The sequence below is a fragment of the Bradyrhizobium sp. LVM 105 genome, from assembly GCF_003957705.1.
Classification (GTDB): domain Bacteria; phylum Pseudomonadota; class Alphaproteobacteria; order Rhizobiales; family Xanthobacteraceae; genus Bradyrhizobium; species Bradyrhizobium frederickii.
In genome coordinates this window covers 91318-107184 of sequence record NZ_QZMV01000003.1, presented here as the reverse complement: position 1 = coordinate 107184, position 15867 = coordinate 91318, and the positions used below count along the sequence as shown (strand labels likewise).

Genomic DNA, 15867 nt, shown 5'->3' with positions numbered 1-15867 from the left:
TTGTGGGTCCGGCCGTCTCAAGACGGCGGACTAGGCCATAGAAGTCCTCAAGGGGTCAATGGGTTGCCGCGATTTGGAACCATGACCGTCGGCCTCCGCATAACTACGAGGATCGATGTTGGGGCGCGATTAAGGGCTCGATGCCATGTTGCGGCCCGACAGGACGACCGCGATGGATTCGAGCTTCGACGATCCCGACTACGACTATGCCGCCTCCATCGCCGGACGGGCGATGCGCAGCATGGCCGAACAGCGGATCGCGCCGACCCCGACCAATTTTGCGGTCTGGTACCAATATTTCGCGGGCAGCCATGACGATCTGCGCAACGCGATCGATCTCCTGATCGACCACAATCGTCCCTTTGACGCCAGAACCAATCAGGACCTGTTCGAGACCTATGTCGCACCCCAGGTGAGCGCCACCGCCGTCGACACCTCCGAACGGCTGCATGCGCTCATGGGTACGGCGAGGGAATTTCTGGCGACCGCGATCGCTGACAACCATTCGCAGATGCGGGTCATCAGCGCGGTGGCGGACCAGGGCAAGGCTGGCGTCGATCCGAAGGCGCTGGTCGCCCAGCTCATGAACGAGCTGGCCCGGGCCGCCACGAAGGCGACCCAGCTCGAGGCAGGCTTTGCGGAGAAGACCCGCGAGCTCGACGTCATCAGGGATTCGCTCACGAGGTCGGAGGAGCGCGCCCGGACCGACACGCTGACAGGCCTTGCAAACCGGCGGGCGCTCGACGAATTCCTGCGCAAGGCGCAGGCGACCGCGGATTGGGGCGAGCCGCTCAGCGTGCTGATGCTCGACATCGACCACTTCAAATCCTTCAACGACAATTTCGGCCACGGCGTCGGCGACCAGGTGCTGCGCCTGATGGCCAAGGTGTTGCGCGAGAAGGTTCGCCCTCAGGATCTGCCGGCCCGTTATGGCGGCGAGGAGCTGATCGCGGTGTTGCCGGCCGCCGATCTCGCCTGTTGCGCCGAGATCGCCGAGCGCATCAGGCGCGCGCTTGCCGAATGCACGATCACGCGCCGCTCGACCGGCGAGATCCTGCCCAACATCAGCGTGTCGATCGGCGTAGCGCAGTACCGGCCCGGCGAAGCGATCACCGATCTCATCGAGCGCTGCGACCGCGCGCTCTATCTCGCCAAGGGCGGCGGCCGCAATCGCGTCGTGACGGAGACCGAGCTCGAGCGCGCGCGAGCTGCGGGCTAGGTTCGGGCGAGACGATGACCGGTGCGCTCCCTCGCCGCGCTCGCGGGGCGAGGTGAAGCAACAGCCCGCTAGGCGCTGGCCGCCATCATCATATCCGCCGCGCCGCTCTCGATCGCTTGGATGCCGTGCTCGACGACATTGTTGCGGCCGCGATGTTTGGCGGCGTAGAGCGCGGCGTCGGCGGCTTCGATCAGGTCGCCGGGACGCAGACTTTCGTTGGGCTTTGTCGCGGCAACGCCGATCGAGACGGTGACGATCATATGGGCCGAGGTGATGTGCGGCAGGCACAGCTTCAGCACGGTCGCGCGCACCTGTTCGCCGATTTTCACGGCGCGAGCCACATCGGTGTTCGGCAGCAACAGGCAGAATTCCTCGCCGCCATAGCGCGCCGCAAAGCCCATCGTGTCGGCGGCGATGCCGGACAGCGATTCGCCGAGCCTGGTCAGGCAGGAATCGCCTTCGAGATGACCATAGGTGTCGTTGAACAGCTTGAAATGGTCGACGTCGATCATCAGAAGCGCGAGGTCGCTGCCATATTGCTGCGCGCGCATCCATTCGAAGTCGAGCCGGCTCTGGAAGCCGCGGCGGTTGGCGAGGCCGGACAGCATGTCGATCGAGGCCATCACCGTCAGCCGGTCGTTGCTCGCGATCAGCTCGCGTTCGCGCTGGCTCAGTTGCGCGGCCATCGCGTTGAAGGCGCGGGCCAGCGGCACGAACTCGGCCGGCAGGCGATTGCGCGCGGCGCGGGCCGACAGATCGCCCTCGCCGAGGCGCTTGGCCATGTCGACGAGCATCTCGATCGGCTTGATGACGAGCTTCTCGGCAGCGATCAGCGCGCCGAGCAGGACGAACACGACGACGAAAGCGAGCTGGAGATAGGCGGTGCGGATGTCGCGGCTGACCGCCGCCGACACCTTGTCTTCGTCGATGCTGGCAATCAGGCGGGCATTGGTGCCGGCGATACGGATGTAGCTGACCGCGCGGCGCGAGCCGTCGGCGGCGAGGAAAGACAGTGAGCCCTCGTCCTGGTCCGACCGCAGCGCCCGGTCGGCGATGGCCGCCATCAGCGGCATGCTGTCGAGGGGACGACCGATCGAGCTGTGCTGATCGGCCGGTGCGGCCAGCACGGTGCCTGCGCTGTCGACCAGCACGGCGGTGATACCGGCGCGACCGCCCAGATTGCTCATCACCTTCGACATCCAGTCGAGGTTGACCGTGGCGAGCACGACGGCGTCGGCGACGCCGCTGAACGCGGACACCGGGTAAACCGCCATCACGGTCGGCGTCGGTGCCGGGCGCGACAGGATGAAATCGCTCAGCACGAAGCGGCCGCTCTCCTGGGCCTGCTGAAAATAGGGCCGGTCGCTGAGGTCGAGGCCGACATACATGTTGTTGGTGGCGCATTGGATGCGTCCGTCCTGGCCCGCGATCAAGAGCGTGCGGATCCAGGGCAGGTTCGACGGCAGGCTCGCGCGCAGCACGTCGCAGCTCTTGGTGACGCCGCCGGCGGAGGCGCGGATGAAAGCTTCCGCTTTCAGGATGGTCTCGACCGACGAGATCACCTCGCGTTGCGCATCGGCGCTATGTCTTGCGATGGTGGTGAATTCGGCCGTGGCCTGCGCGATCTGCCGCGCGCGGGTGTCCTCGAGCGAGCGGATACGCTCGAACATCAAGGGCGCCACCAGAATCACCGCAAGCAGCGCCAGCCGCGCCCGGATTCCGAGAACCTGCTTGAGTTTCGCCCGCTTGCGGTTGAGACTTATGCTTGCCATCTTCGTTACCCACCCCGCAGGGCAAGGTAAAGCGAAGGGTTCAAAAACTCTTTCTTGAACTCGGTAAAATTAGACTTACCTCGGTTAGGACTACAGCCAATCGACGTCATGACAGAAGCCAACGCCGCGCCGGTAACCGGCCATTCACCAAACGCGCTCGCCGCGGTCGAAGCCGAAATCGCCCGCGCCTGCAAGGATGCGCGGCGCGACCGCGCATCCGTGACGCTGATCGCCGTGTCCAAGACTTTCGCCGCGGATGCCATTACCCCGATCATCGAGGCCGGACAGCGCGTATTCGGCGAGAATCGGGTGCAGGAGGCCAAAGGCAAGTGGCCCGCGTTAACGTCTGTTTACCCGGGCATCGCGCTGCATCTGATCGGACCGCTGCAATCCAACAAGGCGAAAGAGGCGGTCGCGTTGTTCGATGCCATCCACTCGGTGGACCGTCCGAGCATTTGCCAAGCGTTAGCCAAGGAAATCGAATCCCAGAACAAGCACCCGCAGCTCTTCGTCCAGATCAACACCGGCGAAGAGCCGCAGAAGGCCGGTGTGGCGCCGGGCGAAGCCGACGCCTTCCTCGCCAGCTGCCGCGACACCTATGGGCTGACGATCTCCGGGTTGATGTGCATCCCGCCGGTCGACGAACCGCCGGCGGCGCATTTCGCGCTGACCGCCAAGATCGCCGCGCGTAACGGATTGACGAATCTCTCAATGGGCATGAGCGCGGATTTCGCCACCGCGATCATGCTGGGTGCCACCCATGTGCGTGTGGGCAGCGCGATCTTCGGGCATAGGTGATTGTCGTAAGCGAGGGCCGTGCCACAACCGAGCTCTTGAGTTCGTCATTGCGAGCGTAGCGAAGCAATCCAGGATTTTTCCACGGAGGTAGTCTGGATTGCTTCGTCGCAAGGGCTCCTCGCAATGACGGCGGAGCTGCCTACGCAAACCCCACCGACACTTTGCCCAACACCCCAAAGTCCACCGCAAGATGATCGCCGGCCGCAATCGGCAGCGGCGGATGGCACGTGCCGGTGGTCACCACCTGCCCTGCCCGCAAGGTGATGCCGAGCCCGGAGAGCTCATTGGCAAGCCAGGCGAGCGCGGCGCGGGGGTCGCCGAGCACGTTCTTGCCGTGGCCGACATAGCGCTCGCCGCGCAGCGTGATCTGCGGCCGCTCCTCGACGAGATCCATCGCGCGCCAATCTGCAGCGGTCGCCGCGCCCAGCACGAACAGATGCGCGCAGGCATTGTCGGCAATCAGCTGCGCCTCGCCGGCCCGGGCGAAATCGGCAAAGCGCGAGTCCGGAATCTCGATCGCGGGATGGAAGCTGTCGACGGCGGCCAGCACCTCGAAGGCCGTGTACGACGCTGCGCGCGGTGGCAGATCGCGGCCCATTCGGAAGGCGAATTCAGGCTCGCCGACGCGCATCTCGTTGCCCTTCATCGACGCAGTCCCGCCGTCGGCAATGACCGTGTCGCTCATGATGCGGCCGGCCAGCGGTCCCGTGACATTGATGTGCTTCTGTCCTGATACGCTGGTGGCTGCGATCTTCCAGCCGAACAGCTTTCCAGGCGAGTGGGTCTCGAGCGCAGCCTGGATGGCGTAGCCCTCGGTGCGGCTCTGTGGCCGCAACCGCGCGTCCAGCGCGTCAAGCTTGGAGCCGTCGCGCCAATGTTGAACGAGCACGCGCGAAGCGGCCGCGATCTGATCCCTGTCGAGCATGCATCCTCACCCGATGATGATTTTCGTTCGCGGGCCCAGGCGCCGCAGCAATTGCAGCATCGCCGATTTCGTCATCGAGACGCAGCCCGCGGTCGGACCGAAATTGTCGCGGGCCAAGTGCAGGAATACCGCGCTGCCACGGCCGGCGATCCGTGGCCGCGTGTTGTGGTCGATCTCGATGATGAAGTCATAGAGATGGTCGGTGCGCTTGAGCCGGTCGCCGCCCTGCCCTTCGCTCAGCCGGATTCCCTGGTTGTAGTGGCGGTCTCGGGGATCCTCGCACCAGGCGTCCTCGCCAGTGATGATCCGGGCCGGCAGGAAGCTTTGCGGGCGGCTGTGCCGGTCGCCCCGCCACCACAATCGCCGGGGGCGGAAGCTGCCCCTGGGGGTGCCGCCGTCGCCCTCGCGCTTGTTGGCGAGGATGCCGCCCCGCCCCAGCGCGACCGGAATGGTCAGCGATCCCGCCGTCAGCCAGCCTCGCCTGGGATTGCCGGCGGCAGGCTTAACGCGGATCGCGGAGAGCGGTCCGGCACTTCGATTCATGGTGTAACCGACTGAAGCAGCTCTGTTTTTCATGTGAACGTGCAATGTCGAATTCATTACAGGACATTCATCAAAACGCCCTGCTATTCTGGGTTAGAGTGGTTCTGGCTTGTGAATCGGTGCCAGCCCACTACTTCAACACGAACAACAATAACAACAGCGACCCCTAAACTTCCCCTCACGGCTGGGTGCGGCATGGATGCGCGCCGAGCCGGACCCCAAAAGGATGACCCCCTATGGCCAATGCCCGCAAGATCCTGATCGTGGATGACGATACCGATCTGCGCGATACGTTGGTGGAGCAATTATCGCTACACGAAGAATTCGAAGCCTCCGCCGTCGATACCGGCGCCAAGGGCGCGAGCGCCGCCAAGGCCAATGCCCCCGATCTCGTTCTGATGGATGTCGGCCTGCCCGACACCGACGGCCGTGAGGTGGTCCGCTCCCTGCGCAAGGGCGGCTTCAAGGCACCGATCATCATGCTGACCGGGCACGACACCGATTCCGACACGATTTTGGGGCTGGAATCCGGCGCCAACGATTATGTGGCCAAGCCCTTCCGCTTCGCTGTCCTGCTGGCCCGCATTCGCGCCCAGCTCCGCCAGCACGAGGCCAGCGAGGACGCGGTGTTCTCGGTCGGCCCCTATTCCTTCCGTCCCGGCTCGAAAATGCTCACCGCAGCCAATGCGCGCAAGGTGCGGCTGACGGAGAAGGAAACCGCCATCCTCCGCTTCCTCTACCGGGCCGGCCAGATGCCGGTCTCGCGCGAGACCCTGCTCCAGGAGGTCTGGGGCTATAATTCCGGCGTCACCACCCACACGCTGGAAACCCACATCTACCGCCTGCGCCAGAAGATCGAGAAGGACGCCGCCAACCCGGAAATCCTGGTCACGGAAGCCGGTGGCTACAAGCTGGTGCCGTGATACGCTCGAAGGGCAGGCGAATCGTTTTAGATCGCATGCCCTTGAGCCTCGGATCTGAATGTCAATCGACGACGACGTTGCGCTTCTCGAGCGGGTCCCGACACTGCGCCTGTTGGGCGACGCCTCGTTGCGCATGCTGGCGATCGGCTCCGAGCAGCGCGACTTCGTCCGCGGCGATACCTTGTTCAATCTCGGCGATGATGCCGATGCCGGCTTCGTGGTGCAGCGCGGCGCCTTCCGGGTCGAGGACGGCGCCGGCGCCGAGATGATCGCCGGTCCCGGCGCGTTGATCGGCGAGCTCGCGCTGGTGGTGCCGATGAAGCGGCCGTCGAGCGCGATCGCGCTGGAGCATTCCTCCGTCATCCGCGTCGCCCGCAGCCTGTTTCAGCGCGTGCTTGAAAGCGACCCCGCCGCCGCCGTGCGTCTGCGCGACGAATTCGCGGTGCGCTCCAGCCAGATCGCCAGCGACATATTGATGGCAGGCGCGAAGCTGACGTCGTAGCCCCTGTCATTCCGGGTTCGCGCTACCCGCGCCCCGGAATGACGGCAGGCGCTACACCTCCAGCGTCACCGTCACGGGCACGTGGTCCGATGGCCGCTCCCAGCTCCGCGCATCGCGCAGGATCTTGAAATCGCTGACCGCGTCCTTCAACGCGCGCGAGACCCAGATGTGATCGAGCCTGCGGCCGCGGTCACCGACGGTCCAGTCGGGCGAGCGGTAGCTCCACCACGTATAGACCTTCTCGGACATCGGAATGCGGTCGCGCGCGACGTCGACCCATTCGCCGGCTTCGAGCGCGGCCTTGAGCTTCTCGGTTTCCACCGGCGTATGCGAGACCACCTTCAGCAGCTGCTTGTGCGACCACACGTCGTTCTCGTGCGGGGCGACGTTGAGGTCGCCGACCAGGATGTGGCGATCCTCCCCGCGCGGATGCAGCGGGTCGCACGCCTTCATCTCGTCGAGGAAGCGGAGCTTGTGGTCGAACTTCTCGTTCAGCGCGGGATCGGGAATGTCGCCGCCGGCGGGCACGTAGAAATTATGCAGCACCAGCGGCCTTGCGATTTGAGCCTTCTCGCCGAACGAGACGGAGATGTGGCGCGAATCCACCTTGTCGCAGAAGGTGCGGATATCCTTCGAGTCGAACGGAATCTTGGAGACGATGGCGACGCCGTGATAGCCCTTCTGCCCGTTCAGCGCGATGTGCTCATAGCCGAGGCGCTTGAAGCGCTTCAGCGGAAAGGCGTCGTCGATGCACTTGGTCTCCTGCAGGCACAGCACGTCCGGCCGCGCGCTCTTGAGGAATTTCGCGACCAGATCGATGCGCAGCCGCACCGAATTGATGTTCCAGGTTGTGAGGGAAAGACGCATGGGAAATGCGTCTTAGCATGGATCGGCGCGGAGAAAATGCTTGTCCACAACGAGCTCTCGTAGGGTGGGCAAAGCGAAGCGTGCCCACGTGCCTGCCATGAGGTGAGAGATGGTGGGCACGGCGCAAACGCGCCTTTGCCCACCCTACGGCAGCGGAGCGCTTAACCCGGCGACTGGCCGTAATTGGTGAAATCGATCTTGAACATGCCGGGATCGAGCTTCTTGCTCGAATCCAGATTGTAGACCGCGATCGTGGTGTCGTAGCCCTGCGGGTCGGTGACGGTCCATTGCTTGAGCTGGCCGTCCTTGGCGCCGAACATCAGCAGCAAGCGGCTGGTGCCGACCAGCGCCTGCTTCTCCTCGATGGTGACGCTGACGAAGACGTCGTCGGCGGAGACGTTGACGACGTTGGTGTCCTTCATCAGATCGATGCGGTCGGACAAAAGGAAGCGCAGCGGCGTCTGCGACAGCGGATAGACATCCTGCGTCGCAAGCTTGCGGTCGCGCACCACCAGGGACGATCCGTCGGCGACGATGTCGATCGGGCTCGGCGCATCATATTCGAAACGCACCTTGCCCGGCTTCTGAATGTAGAAATCGCCCTGCGTCTTGCTGCCGTCGGGGCCGACCTGGACGAAATTTCCGACCAGCGTCTGCAGCGACGACAGATACGCGCTGACCTTGGCTGCCTGCGCCTTCTGGTTGGCATCGAAGGTCTGGAAGATGCTGCTCGGCACGTTGCGGCGCGGATCCGGGATCACCGGAGTGGGTGGCGTCTGCGTCGCGCCGGTGACAGCGGGTCCACCGCCTCCAGATTGAGCACCATCGCGGCCCTTCGGCGCCGGCTTTGGCACCGGCACGGTCTGCGCAAACGACGTCGCGGTCACCATCGCGGCAGTGACGAGCAGCACGCCAGCCACGCGCGCGCTTCTCGCAGCGATGGTGGCAGCGAATCGAATGTCCGGATGTCTTTCCAACGCGTCGTCCTGTATGGCTGGGCGCCTTTTTAGCGTGATTTCGGGCAAAAGCAGATATCGATTTTGCGTGAAATGATGTTTTGAGGCGACCGCCTCACATATGGCTGTCTTCTTCCTCGACCAGAATCTCGCGCTTGCCGGCGTGGTTGGCAGGTCCGACGATGCCTTCCAGTTCCATGCGCTCCATCAGCGATGCGGCGCGGTTATAGCCGATTTGCAGGCGGCGCTGGATATAGCTGGTCGAGGCCTTGCGGTCGCGCTTGACGATCGCAACGGCCTGCTTGAAGAGATCGCCGCCGCCGTCCGCACCCATGCCGCTGGCGTCGAACACGGCTCCGCCGTCCTCGTCCTCGCTCGGCTCTTCGGCGGTCACCGCCTCGAGATATTCCGGTTGCCCCTGCGTCTTGAGGTGACGGACCACCTTCTCGACTTCTTCGTCGGACGCAAAGGGTCCGTGCACGCGGCTGATGCGGCCGCCGCCGGCCATGTAGAGCATGTCGCCCTGGCCGAGCAGCTGCTCGGCACCCATCTCGCCCAGGATCGTGCGGCTGTCGATCTTGGACGTCACCTGGAAGGCGATGCGGGTTGGGAAGTTCGCCTTGATGGTGCCGGTGATGACGTCGACCGACGGACGCTGCGTCGCCAGGATCACGTGCAGGCCGGCGGCGCGCGCCATCTGCGCCAGGCGCTGCACCGCGCCTTCGATGTCCTTGCCGGCGACCATCATCAGGTCGGCCATTTCGTCGACGATGATGACGATGTAGGGCAGCGGGTCGAGCGAGAGCTTCTCTTCCTCGTAGATCGCCTTGCCGGTCTCCTTGTCGAAGCCGGTATGCACCGTGCGCGTCGGCTCCTCGCCCTTGGCCTTCAGCTCGAGCAGGCGCGTGTTGTAGCCGTCGATGTTGCGCACACCGAGCTTGGCCATGTTCTTGTAGCGCTCTTCCATCTCGCGCACGGCCCATTTCAGCGCGACCACCGCCTTCTTCGGGTCGGTCACGACGGGCGTGAGCAGATGGGGAATGCCGTCATAGACGGAGAGTTCGAGCATCTTCGGATCGACCATGATCAGGCGGCACTGGTCCGGGCGCAGCCGGTAGACCAGGCTGAGGATCATGGTGTTGATGGCGACCGATTTGCCCGAGCCGGTGGTGCCGGCGATCAGCATGTGCGGCGTGCGCGCGAGGTCGATGATGACGGGATCGCCGCCGATGGTCTTGCCGAGGCACAGCGGCAGCTTCGCCACCGTCTCGGTCGCTTCCTTCGCGACCAGCAGTTCGCGCAAATAGACCTTCTCGCGATGCGCGTTCGGCAATTCGATGCCGATGGCGTTGCGGCCCGGCACGACGGCGACGCGCGCCGACAGCGCGCTCATCGAGCGGGCGATGTCGTCGGCAAGTCCGATCACGCGGGACGATTTGATGCCCGGCGCGGGCTCCAGCTCGTACAGCGTGACGACCGGGCCCGGATTGGCTTTCACGATCTCGCCGCGCACGCCGAAATCCTGCAGCACGCCTTCGAGCGAGCGCGAATTGGTCTCCAGCTCGGCCTTGCTGAGCGGCTGGCGATCGCCGGCCTTCGGCGCGGCCAGCATGGAGACGGAGGGAAGATCGAACTTGTCGGAGGACTTCTTGGCGGGAGCCTTCGGCGCAGCCTTCTTGCGCGGGGCGCGCGCGACGGGCTCCTCTTCTTCCTCTTCGTCCTCGTCTTCGTGCTGATCCTCGTAGTCCTCGTCTTCGGACTGCGGCGAGATCGAGGGCGCAGCACGGCCGCCGCCGAGATTCGGCTCCTGGCGGTTGAACGCCACGGCCTTGGTCTTCGGTCCGCTCGAGACCAGCGAACGGTAGGCGGCACCACACAGCCAGATCAGCCGCGCCTTCGTGCTCATCAGCGCATGGAACAGCCAGCCCAGCGACACCGAGCCGCGATCGCCCTCCTCGTCTTCGTCGAGCGGCTTGTCGTCGTCCTCGATCTCGGTGTGCTCCTCGTCCTGCTCACGGGCGCCAAGACCGCAGGCGATCAGGAAGGTCGCGGCCATTGCGGCGAACAGGATCGTGCCGAGCACGATGCGGTAGATCGTGCCGGCGGGTCCGAAAATCACCGCGGGCGCGCGCACCAGGGCGTCGCCGACCACGCCGCCGAGGCCGGTTGGCAGCGGCCATGCGCCGCCATGCGGCCAGCAGCTGACGAAGCCCGCCGCGAGCACCGCGCAGAGAACCCAGGAGCCGAGCCGCAGCGCTTCGCGGTCGAATGGGCGATGCGTCATCATGCGCCAGCCCCAGACCGCGACGGTCAGGACCAGCATGATGGCGCCGAGCCCGAGGATCTGCATCGCGAGATCGGCGCCGATCGCGCCGGCATAGCCGAGGATGTTGCGGATCGGCCGAGAGGTGGCGTGGCTGAGGCTGGGATCCTGAACCGACCAGGTCATCAGCGCGGCCGAGGCAAGGCCCGCGAGCGCGATCAGGCCGAGACCGGTGAGCTCGCGCATGCGCCGCGCCAGACCCTCGCGGATCGATGGCGGCAGATGGCCGACTAGTGGAATGACGCGTTCGATTGCCGACATGCTCATGGGCCCGCCTAACCCAGAGTCTCGACTAGGCGATGCAGCGCCTGCGCCGTGGTCTCGCTGTCCTGCACCAGTGCGAGGCGAATGTAGCCTGCGCCGGGATTGAATCCGTCAGGCTGCTGCCGCGCCAGGAAGCTGCCGGGCACCACGCGGACGCCGGCTTCCCTGAACAGCTTGAGCGTCACGGACACGTCGTCGCCGATCGCGGACGTATTGAGCCAGACGCAGAAGCCGGCATCGGGGCGACGATAGCCGTAACGGTTGCCGATGATCTGGTCGGCGAGATCGAACTTGATCCGGTAGAGCCTGCGGTTCTCCTCGACATGCGCTTCGTCGCCGTAAGCAAACGTCGCGACATGCTGGAGCGGCACCGGCACCTGCGGCGCGGCGATGTTGCGCAGCTCCAGGAACATGCCGATGAATGTCTTGTCGCCGGCGGCGAAGCCGACGCGCAGGCCCGGCAGGTTCGAGCGCTTCGACAACGACTGGAACGCGGCCACACGGGTGAAATCGGGGCCGGCACATTCGAGCGCGCTGCCCGGTGCTTCGCGGGTGTAGATCTCCGAATAGCATTCGTCGCTGAGGATCATGAAGCCGTAGCGATCGGCGAGGCGCTTCAGGTGCGTGAAGTAGTCGCGCGAGGCGACCGAGCCCTGCGGGTTGGCCGGCGAGGCCAGATAGAACGCCACGGTGCGCGCCAGCGTCGCCTCGTCGATGGCGTCGAGATCGGGCAGGAAGCCGTTTTCGATCGTGGTCGGCAGATAGACCGGCTCGCAGGCTGCAGCCAGGGCGCCGGCGCCATAGACCGGATAGAACGGGTTCGGCATCAGGATGGCGGGCGTGCCCGGACGCGGGCCGACGTAGCGCTTTGCCGCAAGGGCGGCAAGGAACAGCCCCTCGCGGCTGCCATTGAGGACGAGAATCTCGCTTTTGGGGTCGAGCGGCCGCGGCAGCTCGAAGCGCGACGACAGCCAGGCGCTTGCTGCCTGGCGGAACGGGTCGGTGCCCTGGTTCATCGGGTAACGGCCGAAATCGGCGATGTGCTTGGCCAGCACCGGTCCGACGAAATCAGGCACGGGATGCTGTGGTTCGCCGACCGCGAGCGAAATCAAGGGCTTGCCGGGCTGATGCGGCGCCAGCAGCTCGTTCAGCCGGACGAAGGGCGAGCGTTCGTTGCTGGAGCTTCCACCGGCCTGCGGCGCGCGGGATGAAGCGGTCATGACCATTCTGGGCGCCAGTACTCTTGGAACGGCCGGTCGCGCACCACGGCGCCGGCGGGAAGCGGTTCAGTTCACCATAGATAGGGCGAGGTTAAGACGCGATTAACCATCGGCCGCCGCCTCCGTCCAGAGCAGGAATATTGAGGCTGGATCACAACGGGATGCGGGGCGGTTCCCCCCCTCCTGGGTCGTGCCTCAATTTGAAATTTCGGCGGTCAGAAGACCGCCGTGTCGGGAGGCGCGATATTGGGCCACCACTCCGCAATGGTGGCACAGGCGGCATCCATGTTGTTGAAGCGACTCACAGCATCGGTTGGAGCGCGATGGCAGACTCCACCCGAGGCATCAATGGTCAAGCAAAGTTGGCCCTCGGGTTCGGCCTCAGGCTCGGTTACCGTCTGATGCAGGTAACCCAGCATAAAGGCCGATTGCCAGTTCGCGACTTCGGGCGAAAGAGACTTGCCCTTGGCGTAGCGGAAGGCCGCGCCTCCGACCCTGATCTTGTTGGTCTTAGTCAGGCGACGGAGCCGGAATTGTATTTCGGTGGTGACCTTGACGCCGTTGAGTTCAATAGGATTAGCCTTACCTGGCGGATGAAACTCGACGCTCGGCAGGTCCAAATCCGGGAAGACCTCCGCAAAACGGTCAATATAGTCAGCATTATGGTCGAGCAGGTCTCGATCAAAATCGCTATCTGCCATACGGTTTCGCAGGCCGTTCGCTTTCTCGGTAAGTGTTGCGGTGCTGCCCTCTCCGTCGCGGAGGAACTTGGATATCGTCGATTTCGCCTCATCGTGCTGAACGAGGCGGGCAATCGGCTGATATTTGCAACCTCTCAAGATCGTGCGGCGCGTGCGCTCTGAGGCCGCCATAAAATCTGCAAGGTAGCGCGCCGAAATTTTCGGTTCGTTAACCACTCGGTGGGTCTTCTGAACGGGCATTAATCAAGCTCCTAGGTGAATGTCATGGCGAACTTCTATTTCAGTGTGAGTCTCGATAACGACCGCACACTTTGCGTTGCGCCCCTGACTAACCGGAAGATGGCAATGGCTGGGGTAGAGGTGCCGGACCCCAGCGGATACTTTTTATTCGAACAGCATGGCTCAGAAGAATTCGGCGGCGTAGAAATAATCGCGCAGGTCTTTTCTGAGGAAGCGGCATTACGGCTTCGCGATATGTTCAACATGGCTTAGGCCACCACGCGTTTCTTATAGGGCCGCGCTTCGCTGGGGCCGATTCGCGAGCGTCAATCAATGCTACCACATCGCTCATATTCATGGACGATTTTGCAATGGCGGCGGCCATTGCTGGGGTCATACGGAGCGTCTTGTGCATCTTCGCGAAGTTGTACCAAACGAAGTAGAGCGAGAGCGCGTGATAGTGGTTCTCCAACTTCTTTGAGAACGCATTTGTGAGCCGGGTAAAGCTGCGCATTGACATGCGCATGGTGAGGTTCTGGCGCTCCACGTAGGACGTGGAGATGTGGGCCACGTCGGGCGAACCAAGGATCAAGTCCTTATCGACGCCGATTAGCTTCGCCAGGCTGTAGCGCTTCTGAGCCTGCGGATCGCTGCCGTACAGTGTCGCCAACATGCCGTAGTCAACGCCATCGGCTCCAAATGCCTCGCTCACGGCGTTCAGATAGGCCTTGTGGCCGCCAGTGGTGAGTTGGACGCGCGGTTGGTGAGGCGGGGCTTAGGATCGGCAATGAAGTCGCTGGCGGCGCTCGCGTCACGGTCGCCAATCAGCCAAGAGATAATCAGTTTGGCATCAGCGTCGATAGCGGTCCAAGTCCAGACATCGCCAGAGCCGATGGGGGCCGCCTTCGCGCTCGGCACGTTCTCGGCCTTGGCATAGGCAAAACTCCTAATTTCATCGCACTGAACGCGCTGGGCCTTCACGTTGCGAACGGTTGCGCCGTGGAAGGCAGAGCAGGCACGACCGGCATCGATCAAGAGCTTGGTGACCGTGTTCAAGGAAACGTCAGCCACCCGAGAGATGGAGCGCATGGAAGAACCCTTGCAGAGCATCTGGAGGATCTGGGCGCGCTTCTCCATTCTGAGACTTTGACAAGTGAAAACCTCAGTTTGAAATAGATTCAGAGCCTGGGCGAGCAATGCCAGCCTAGGAAAATGTTGCTGAATCAATGATGTGTGCTATATTGAGGTGGCCCCGGCGACGGGGTTCGGACCGTGAACTCCCGTTTAGCAGACGGGTGCTCTGTCCACTGAGCTACGCCGGGGGTGAACCTCAAGCCGGCCGCAAGGCAACGATCACGCTCGCAACGCGATCATTGCCTCCGGTACCGATAGCTTCATGTTGTCATGTACCACCTACCTTTCGACCCGCCTTCAACGGGTGCCACACTTGGTTCGATCGGACTGCGTTATCCGGGGCTTAGGCCCCGGATTTCGTTAGGAGGTCAGGCCCTTTGCTGATGCCCCATTCGGCCAGACCATAACCTCCATATTCGCGAACGTTATTCAGAGCCTTTGAGTTGGATAGATAGGCTGACAGCGCTTTAGCTGGTTCGGCTCCGGTGATTTCAATGCCGGCCGCCGTAATCGCATTTAGCAATTCGCTGGCTGGAGCCCTTGCGGCCTTGGCTGCAAGGTATTTGATCGCAGCCGATTCAATGCGCTGAGTTTTGGTGCTTGCCAGCCAAAGCCGTTTTGGCGGTACGGGGTTATTAATTTTGACCTCAGCCGAAGGGCTGGGTTTGGGCCGGCCGAAATTGGCGGCATGTTCGCCGACATACCGCGCGTCAGGAGTGGCTCGATACAAATTGACCACCTTTTTGGCGAGCTGAAGTTTCTGGTAGGCGGGGGTCGCCTCCAGTTCCTTTTCGAGCCTTGCAACTTCAGCCTCTGCGGCCTTGAGCATGTCAGAGTCGGACATGGTTAATCCTCTGTTACTGGAACTCCAGTATCAGAGGTTCTGAGTCGCTTCAAGGGATTCTGGCTCAGAGACCCAGATTCACACCAAAAAAGTGAGGGAGCCGAATCTGCTACCCCTCGCGTTTGGCTTTTGCCGCCGCTGCTCTCTGAGCGATCCGAACGCGCTCATCCGGAGCAAGAGCGGCGGCCCTTGCCCTGCCGCCCGCTCGGCCGCCCTTCGCCCGATTCGGCGCCTTGCTGGGCGTGTTCTCGACCACCGGTCGCGATCCTGCCGATCAGCATGGCGCTCTGTACAGTGTCGGTGTGACGTTTCTCGCCCCTTGGACCTCTTGGCATCTTCAAACGTTCCTATGCGTGGGGCTATTTCCAACTAAGAGTACAACAAAATGAGTGATAATTTCGATCCAGCGTATATTGGCTGGGACCTACTTGAATCAGTCGGCGTCAACGAGCAGGGCTGGTATCTTCTCAACGACAACTTCAAGGTTGTGGCTGGCCCCTTCGCAAACAAGAAGGCCGCCCAAGATTACTCAGACGACCTCTAAGCTGGTCAATCGTCAAGGTGCCTCAGATTTCAAACTAAGGCACCCCCCTCTTGCAAGGGGAACCAGCCAAAAAGAAAGGGGCTCCAGCTTGCGCTGGAGCCCCTCGACGGTCA

15 protein-coding genes, 1 tRNA gene and 1 pseudogene are annotated in these 15867 nt (G+C 63.3%); 6 read left to right on the top strand and 11 right to left on the bottom strand.

The genetic code is table 11. The features are described 5' to 3' along the window. Positions 1–172: 172 nt before the first annotated feature. A complete protein-coding gene (locus tag D6B98_RS10095; protein ID WP_205680473.1) occupies positions 173–1219 on the top strand; it encodes a GGDEF domain-containing protein in 1047 nt (348 codons plus the stop codon). Between the two features lie 68 nt (positions 1220–1287). Here D6B98_RS10095 and D6B98_RS10090 read toward each other — a convergent pair whose 3' ends face one another. Beyond that, a complete protein-coding gene (locus tag D6B98_RS10090; RefSeq protein WP_126256865.1) occupies positions 1288–2991 on the bottom strand; it encodes a diguanylate cyclase domain-containing protein in 1704 nt (567 codons plus the stop codon). Between the two features lie 108 nt (positions 2992–3099). Between D6B98_RS10090 and D6B98_RS10085 the strand changes: the two genes are divergently transcribed. Next, the gene (locus D6B98_RS10085; protein WP_126256864.1) at positions 3100–3789 is read left to right on the top strand and encodes a YggS family pyridoxal phosphate-dependent enzyme; all 690 of its coding nucleotides are present in this window, start codon (positions 3100–3102) and stop codon (positions 3787–3789) included. Positions 3790–3928: 139 nt separating this feature from the next. Here D6B98_RS10085 and D6B98_RS10075 read toward each other — a convergent pair whose 3' ends face one another. Further along, positions 3929–4714 carry a 2-keto-4-pentenoate hydratase gene (locus D6B98_RS10075; protein WP_126256862.1) on the bottom strand — a complete coding sequence of 262 codons (786 nt, stop codon included), beginning with the start codon at positions 4712–4714 and terminating at the stop codon, positions 3929–3931. A gap of 6 nt (positions 4715–4720) precedes the next feature. Further along, complete coding sequence (locus D6B98_RS10070; RefSeq protein ID WP_235885141.1) at positions 4721–5257, bottom strand: L,D-transpeptidase family protein; 537 nt, start codon at positions 5255–5257, stop codon at positions 4721–4723. Between the two features lie 236 nt (positions 5258–5493). Here D6B98_RS10070 and D6B98_RS10065 point away from each other — a divergent pair, with 236 nt between their 5' ends. Both D6B98_RS10065 and D6B98_RS10060 read left to right on the top strand, forming a co-directional pair. Then, positions 5494–6180 carry a response regulator transcription factor gene (locus D6B98_RS10065; RefSeq protein ID WP_007598630.1) on the top strand — a complete coding sequence of 229 codons (687 nt, stop codon included), beginning with the start codon at positions 5494–5496 and terminating at the stop codon, positions 6178–6180. 58 nt (positions 6181–6238) lie between these two features. Continuing rightward, positions 6239–6682 (top strand): cyclic nucleotide-binding domain-containing protein, encoded by a 444-nt coding sequence (locus D6B98_RS10060; RefSeq protein ID WP_028133428.1) that lies wholly within the window; start codon positions 6239–6241, stop codon positions 6680–6682. Between the two features lie 51 nt (positions 6683–6733). Here D6B98_RS10060 and xth read toward each other — a convergent pair whose 3' ends face one another. From xth to D6B98_RS10035, 5 genes are all read right to left on the bottom strand, one after another. After that, positions 6734–7549: an exodeoxyribonuclease III gene (gene xth / locus D6B98_RS10055; protein ID WP_126256860.1), complete on the bottom strand. Its 816-nt coding sequence runs from the start codon at positions 7547–7549 to the stop codon at positions 6734–6736. 161 nt (positions 7550–7710) lie between these two features. Continuing rightward, the gene (locus tag D6B98_RS10050; RefSeq protein WP_126256859.1) at positions 7711–8469 is read right to left on the bottom strand and encodes an outer membrane lipoprotein carrier protein LolA; all 759 of its coding nucleotides are present in this window, start codon (positions 8467–8469) and stop codon (positions 7711–7713) included. 151 nt (positions 8470–8620) lie between these two features. Beyond that, entirely contained in the window at positions 8621–11095 is a 2475-nt protein-coding gene (locus tag D6B98_RS10045) for a DNA translocase FtsK (protein ID WP_126256858.1), read from the bottom strand. Between the two features lie 8 nt (positions 11096–11103). Beyond that, complete coding sequence (locus tag D6B98_RS10040; protein ID WP_126256857.1) at positions 11104–12318, bottom strand: aminotransferase class I/II-fold pyridoxal phosphate-dependent enzyme; 1215 nt, start codon at positions 12316–12318, stop codon at positions 11104–11106. Between the two features lie 209 nt (positions 12319–12527). Beyond that, on the bottom strand, positions 12528–13253 hold the full coding sequence (locus D6B98_RS10035; protein ID WP_126256856.1) for a hypothetical protein: 726 nt from the start codon (positions 13251–13253) through the stop codon (positions 12528–12530). Positions 13254–13277: 24 nt separating this feature from the next. Between D6B98_RS10035 and D6B98_RS10030 the strand changes: the two genes are divergently transcribed. Continuing rightward, a complete protein-coding gene (locus D6B98_RS10030; RefSeq protein WP_126256855.1) occupies positions 13278–13505 on the top strand; it encodes a hypothetical protein in 228 nt (75 codons plus the stop codon). Here the strand turns inward: D6B98_RS10030 and D6B98_RS41690 are convergent. From D6B98_RS41690 to D6B98_RS10015, 3 genes and pseudogenes are all read right to left on the bottom strand, one after another. Next, positions 13492–14369 (bottom strand): annotated as a pseudogene (locus tag D6B98_RS41690) (IS1 family transposase). The gene D6B98_RS10030 and the pseudogene D6B98_RS41690 sit on opposite strands and share 14 nt — an antisense overlap. 110 nt (positions 14370–14479) lie before the next feature. Continuing rightward, a tRNA-Ser gene (locus D6B98_RS10020) sits at positions 14480–14554 on the bottom strand. A gap of 155 nt (positions 14555–14709) precedes the next feature. Continuing rightward, positions 14710–15210, bottom strand: a complete 501-nt coding sequence (locus tag D6B98_RS10015) for a hypothetical protein (protein ID WP_126256854.1) — start codon at positions 15208–15210, stop codon at positions 14710–14712. A 385-nt stretch (positions 15211–15595) separates the two neighbouring features. On the opposite strand from D6B98_RS10015, the gene D6B98_RS39775 reads away from it, so the two are divergent. Further along, the gene (locus D6B98_RS39775) at positions 15596–15754 is read left to right on the top strand and encodes a hypothetical protein (protein ID WP_164718505.1); all 159 of its coding nucleotides are present in this window, start codon (positions 15596–15598) and stop codon (positions 15752–15754) included. Positions 15755–15867: the final 113 nt, after the last annotated feature.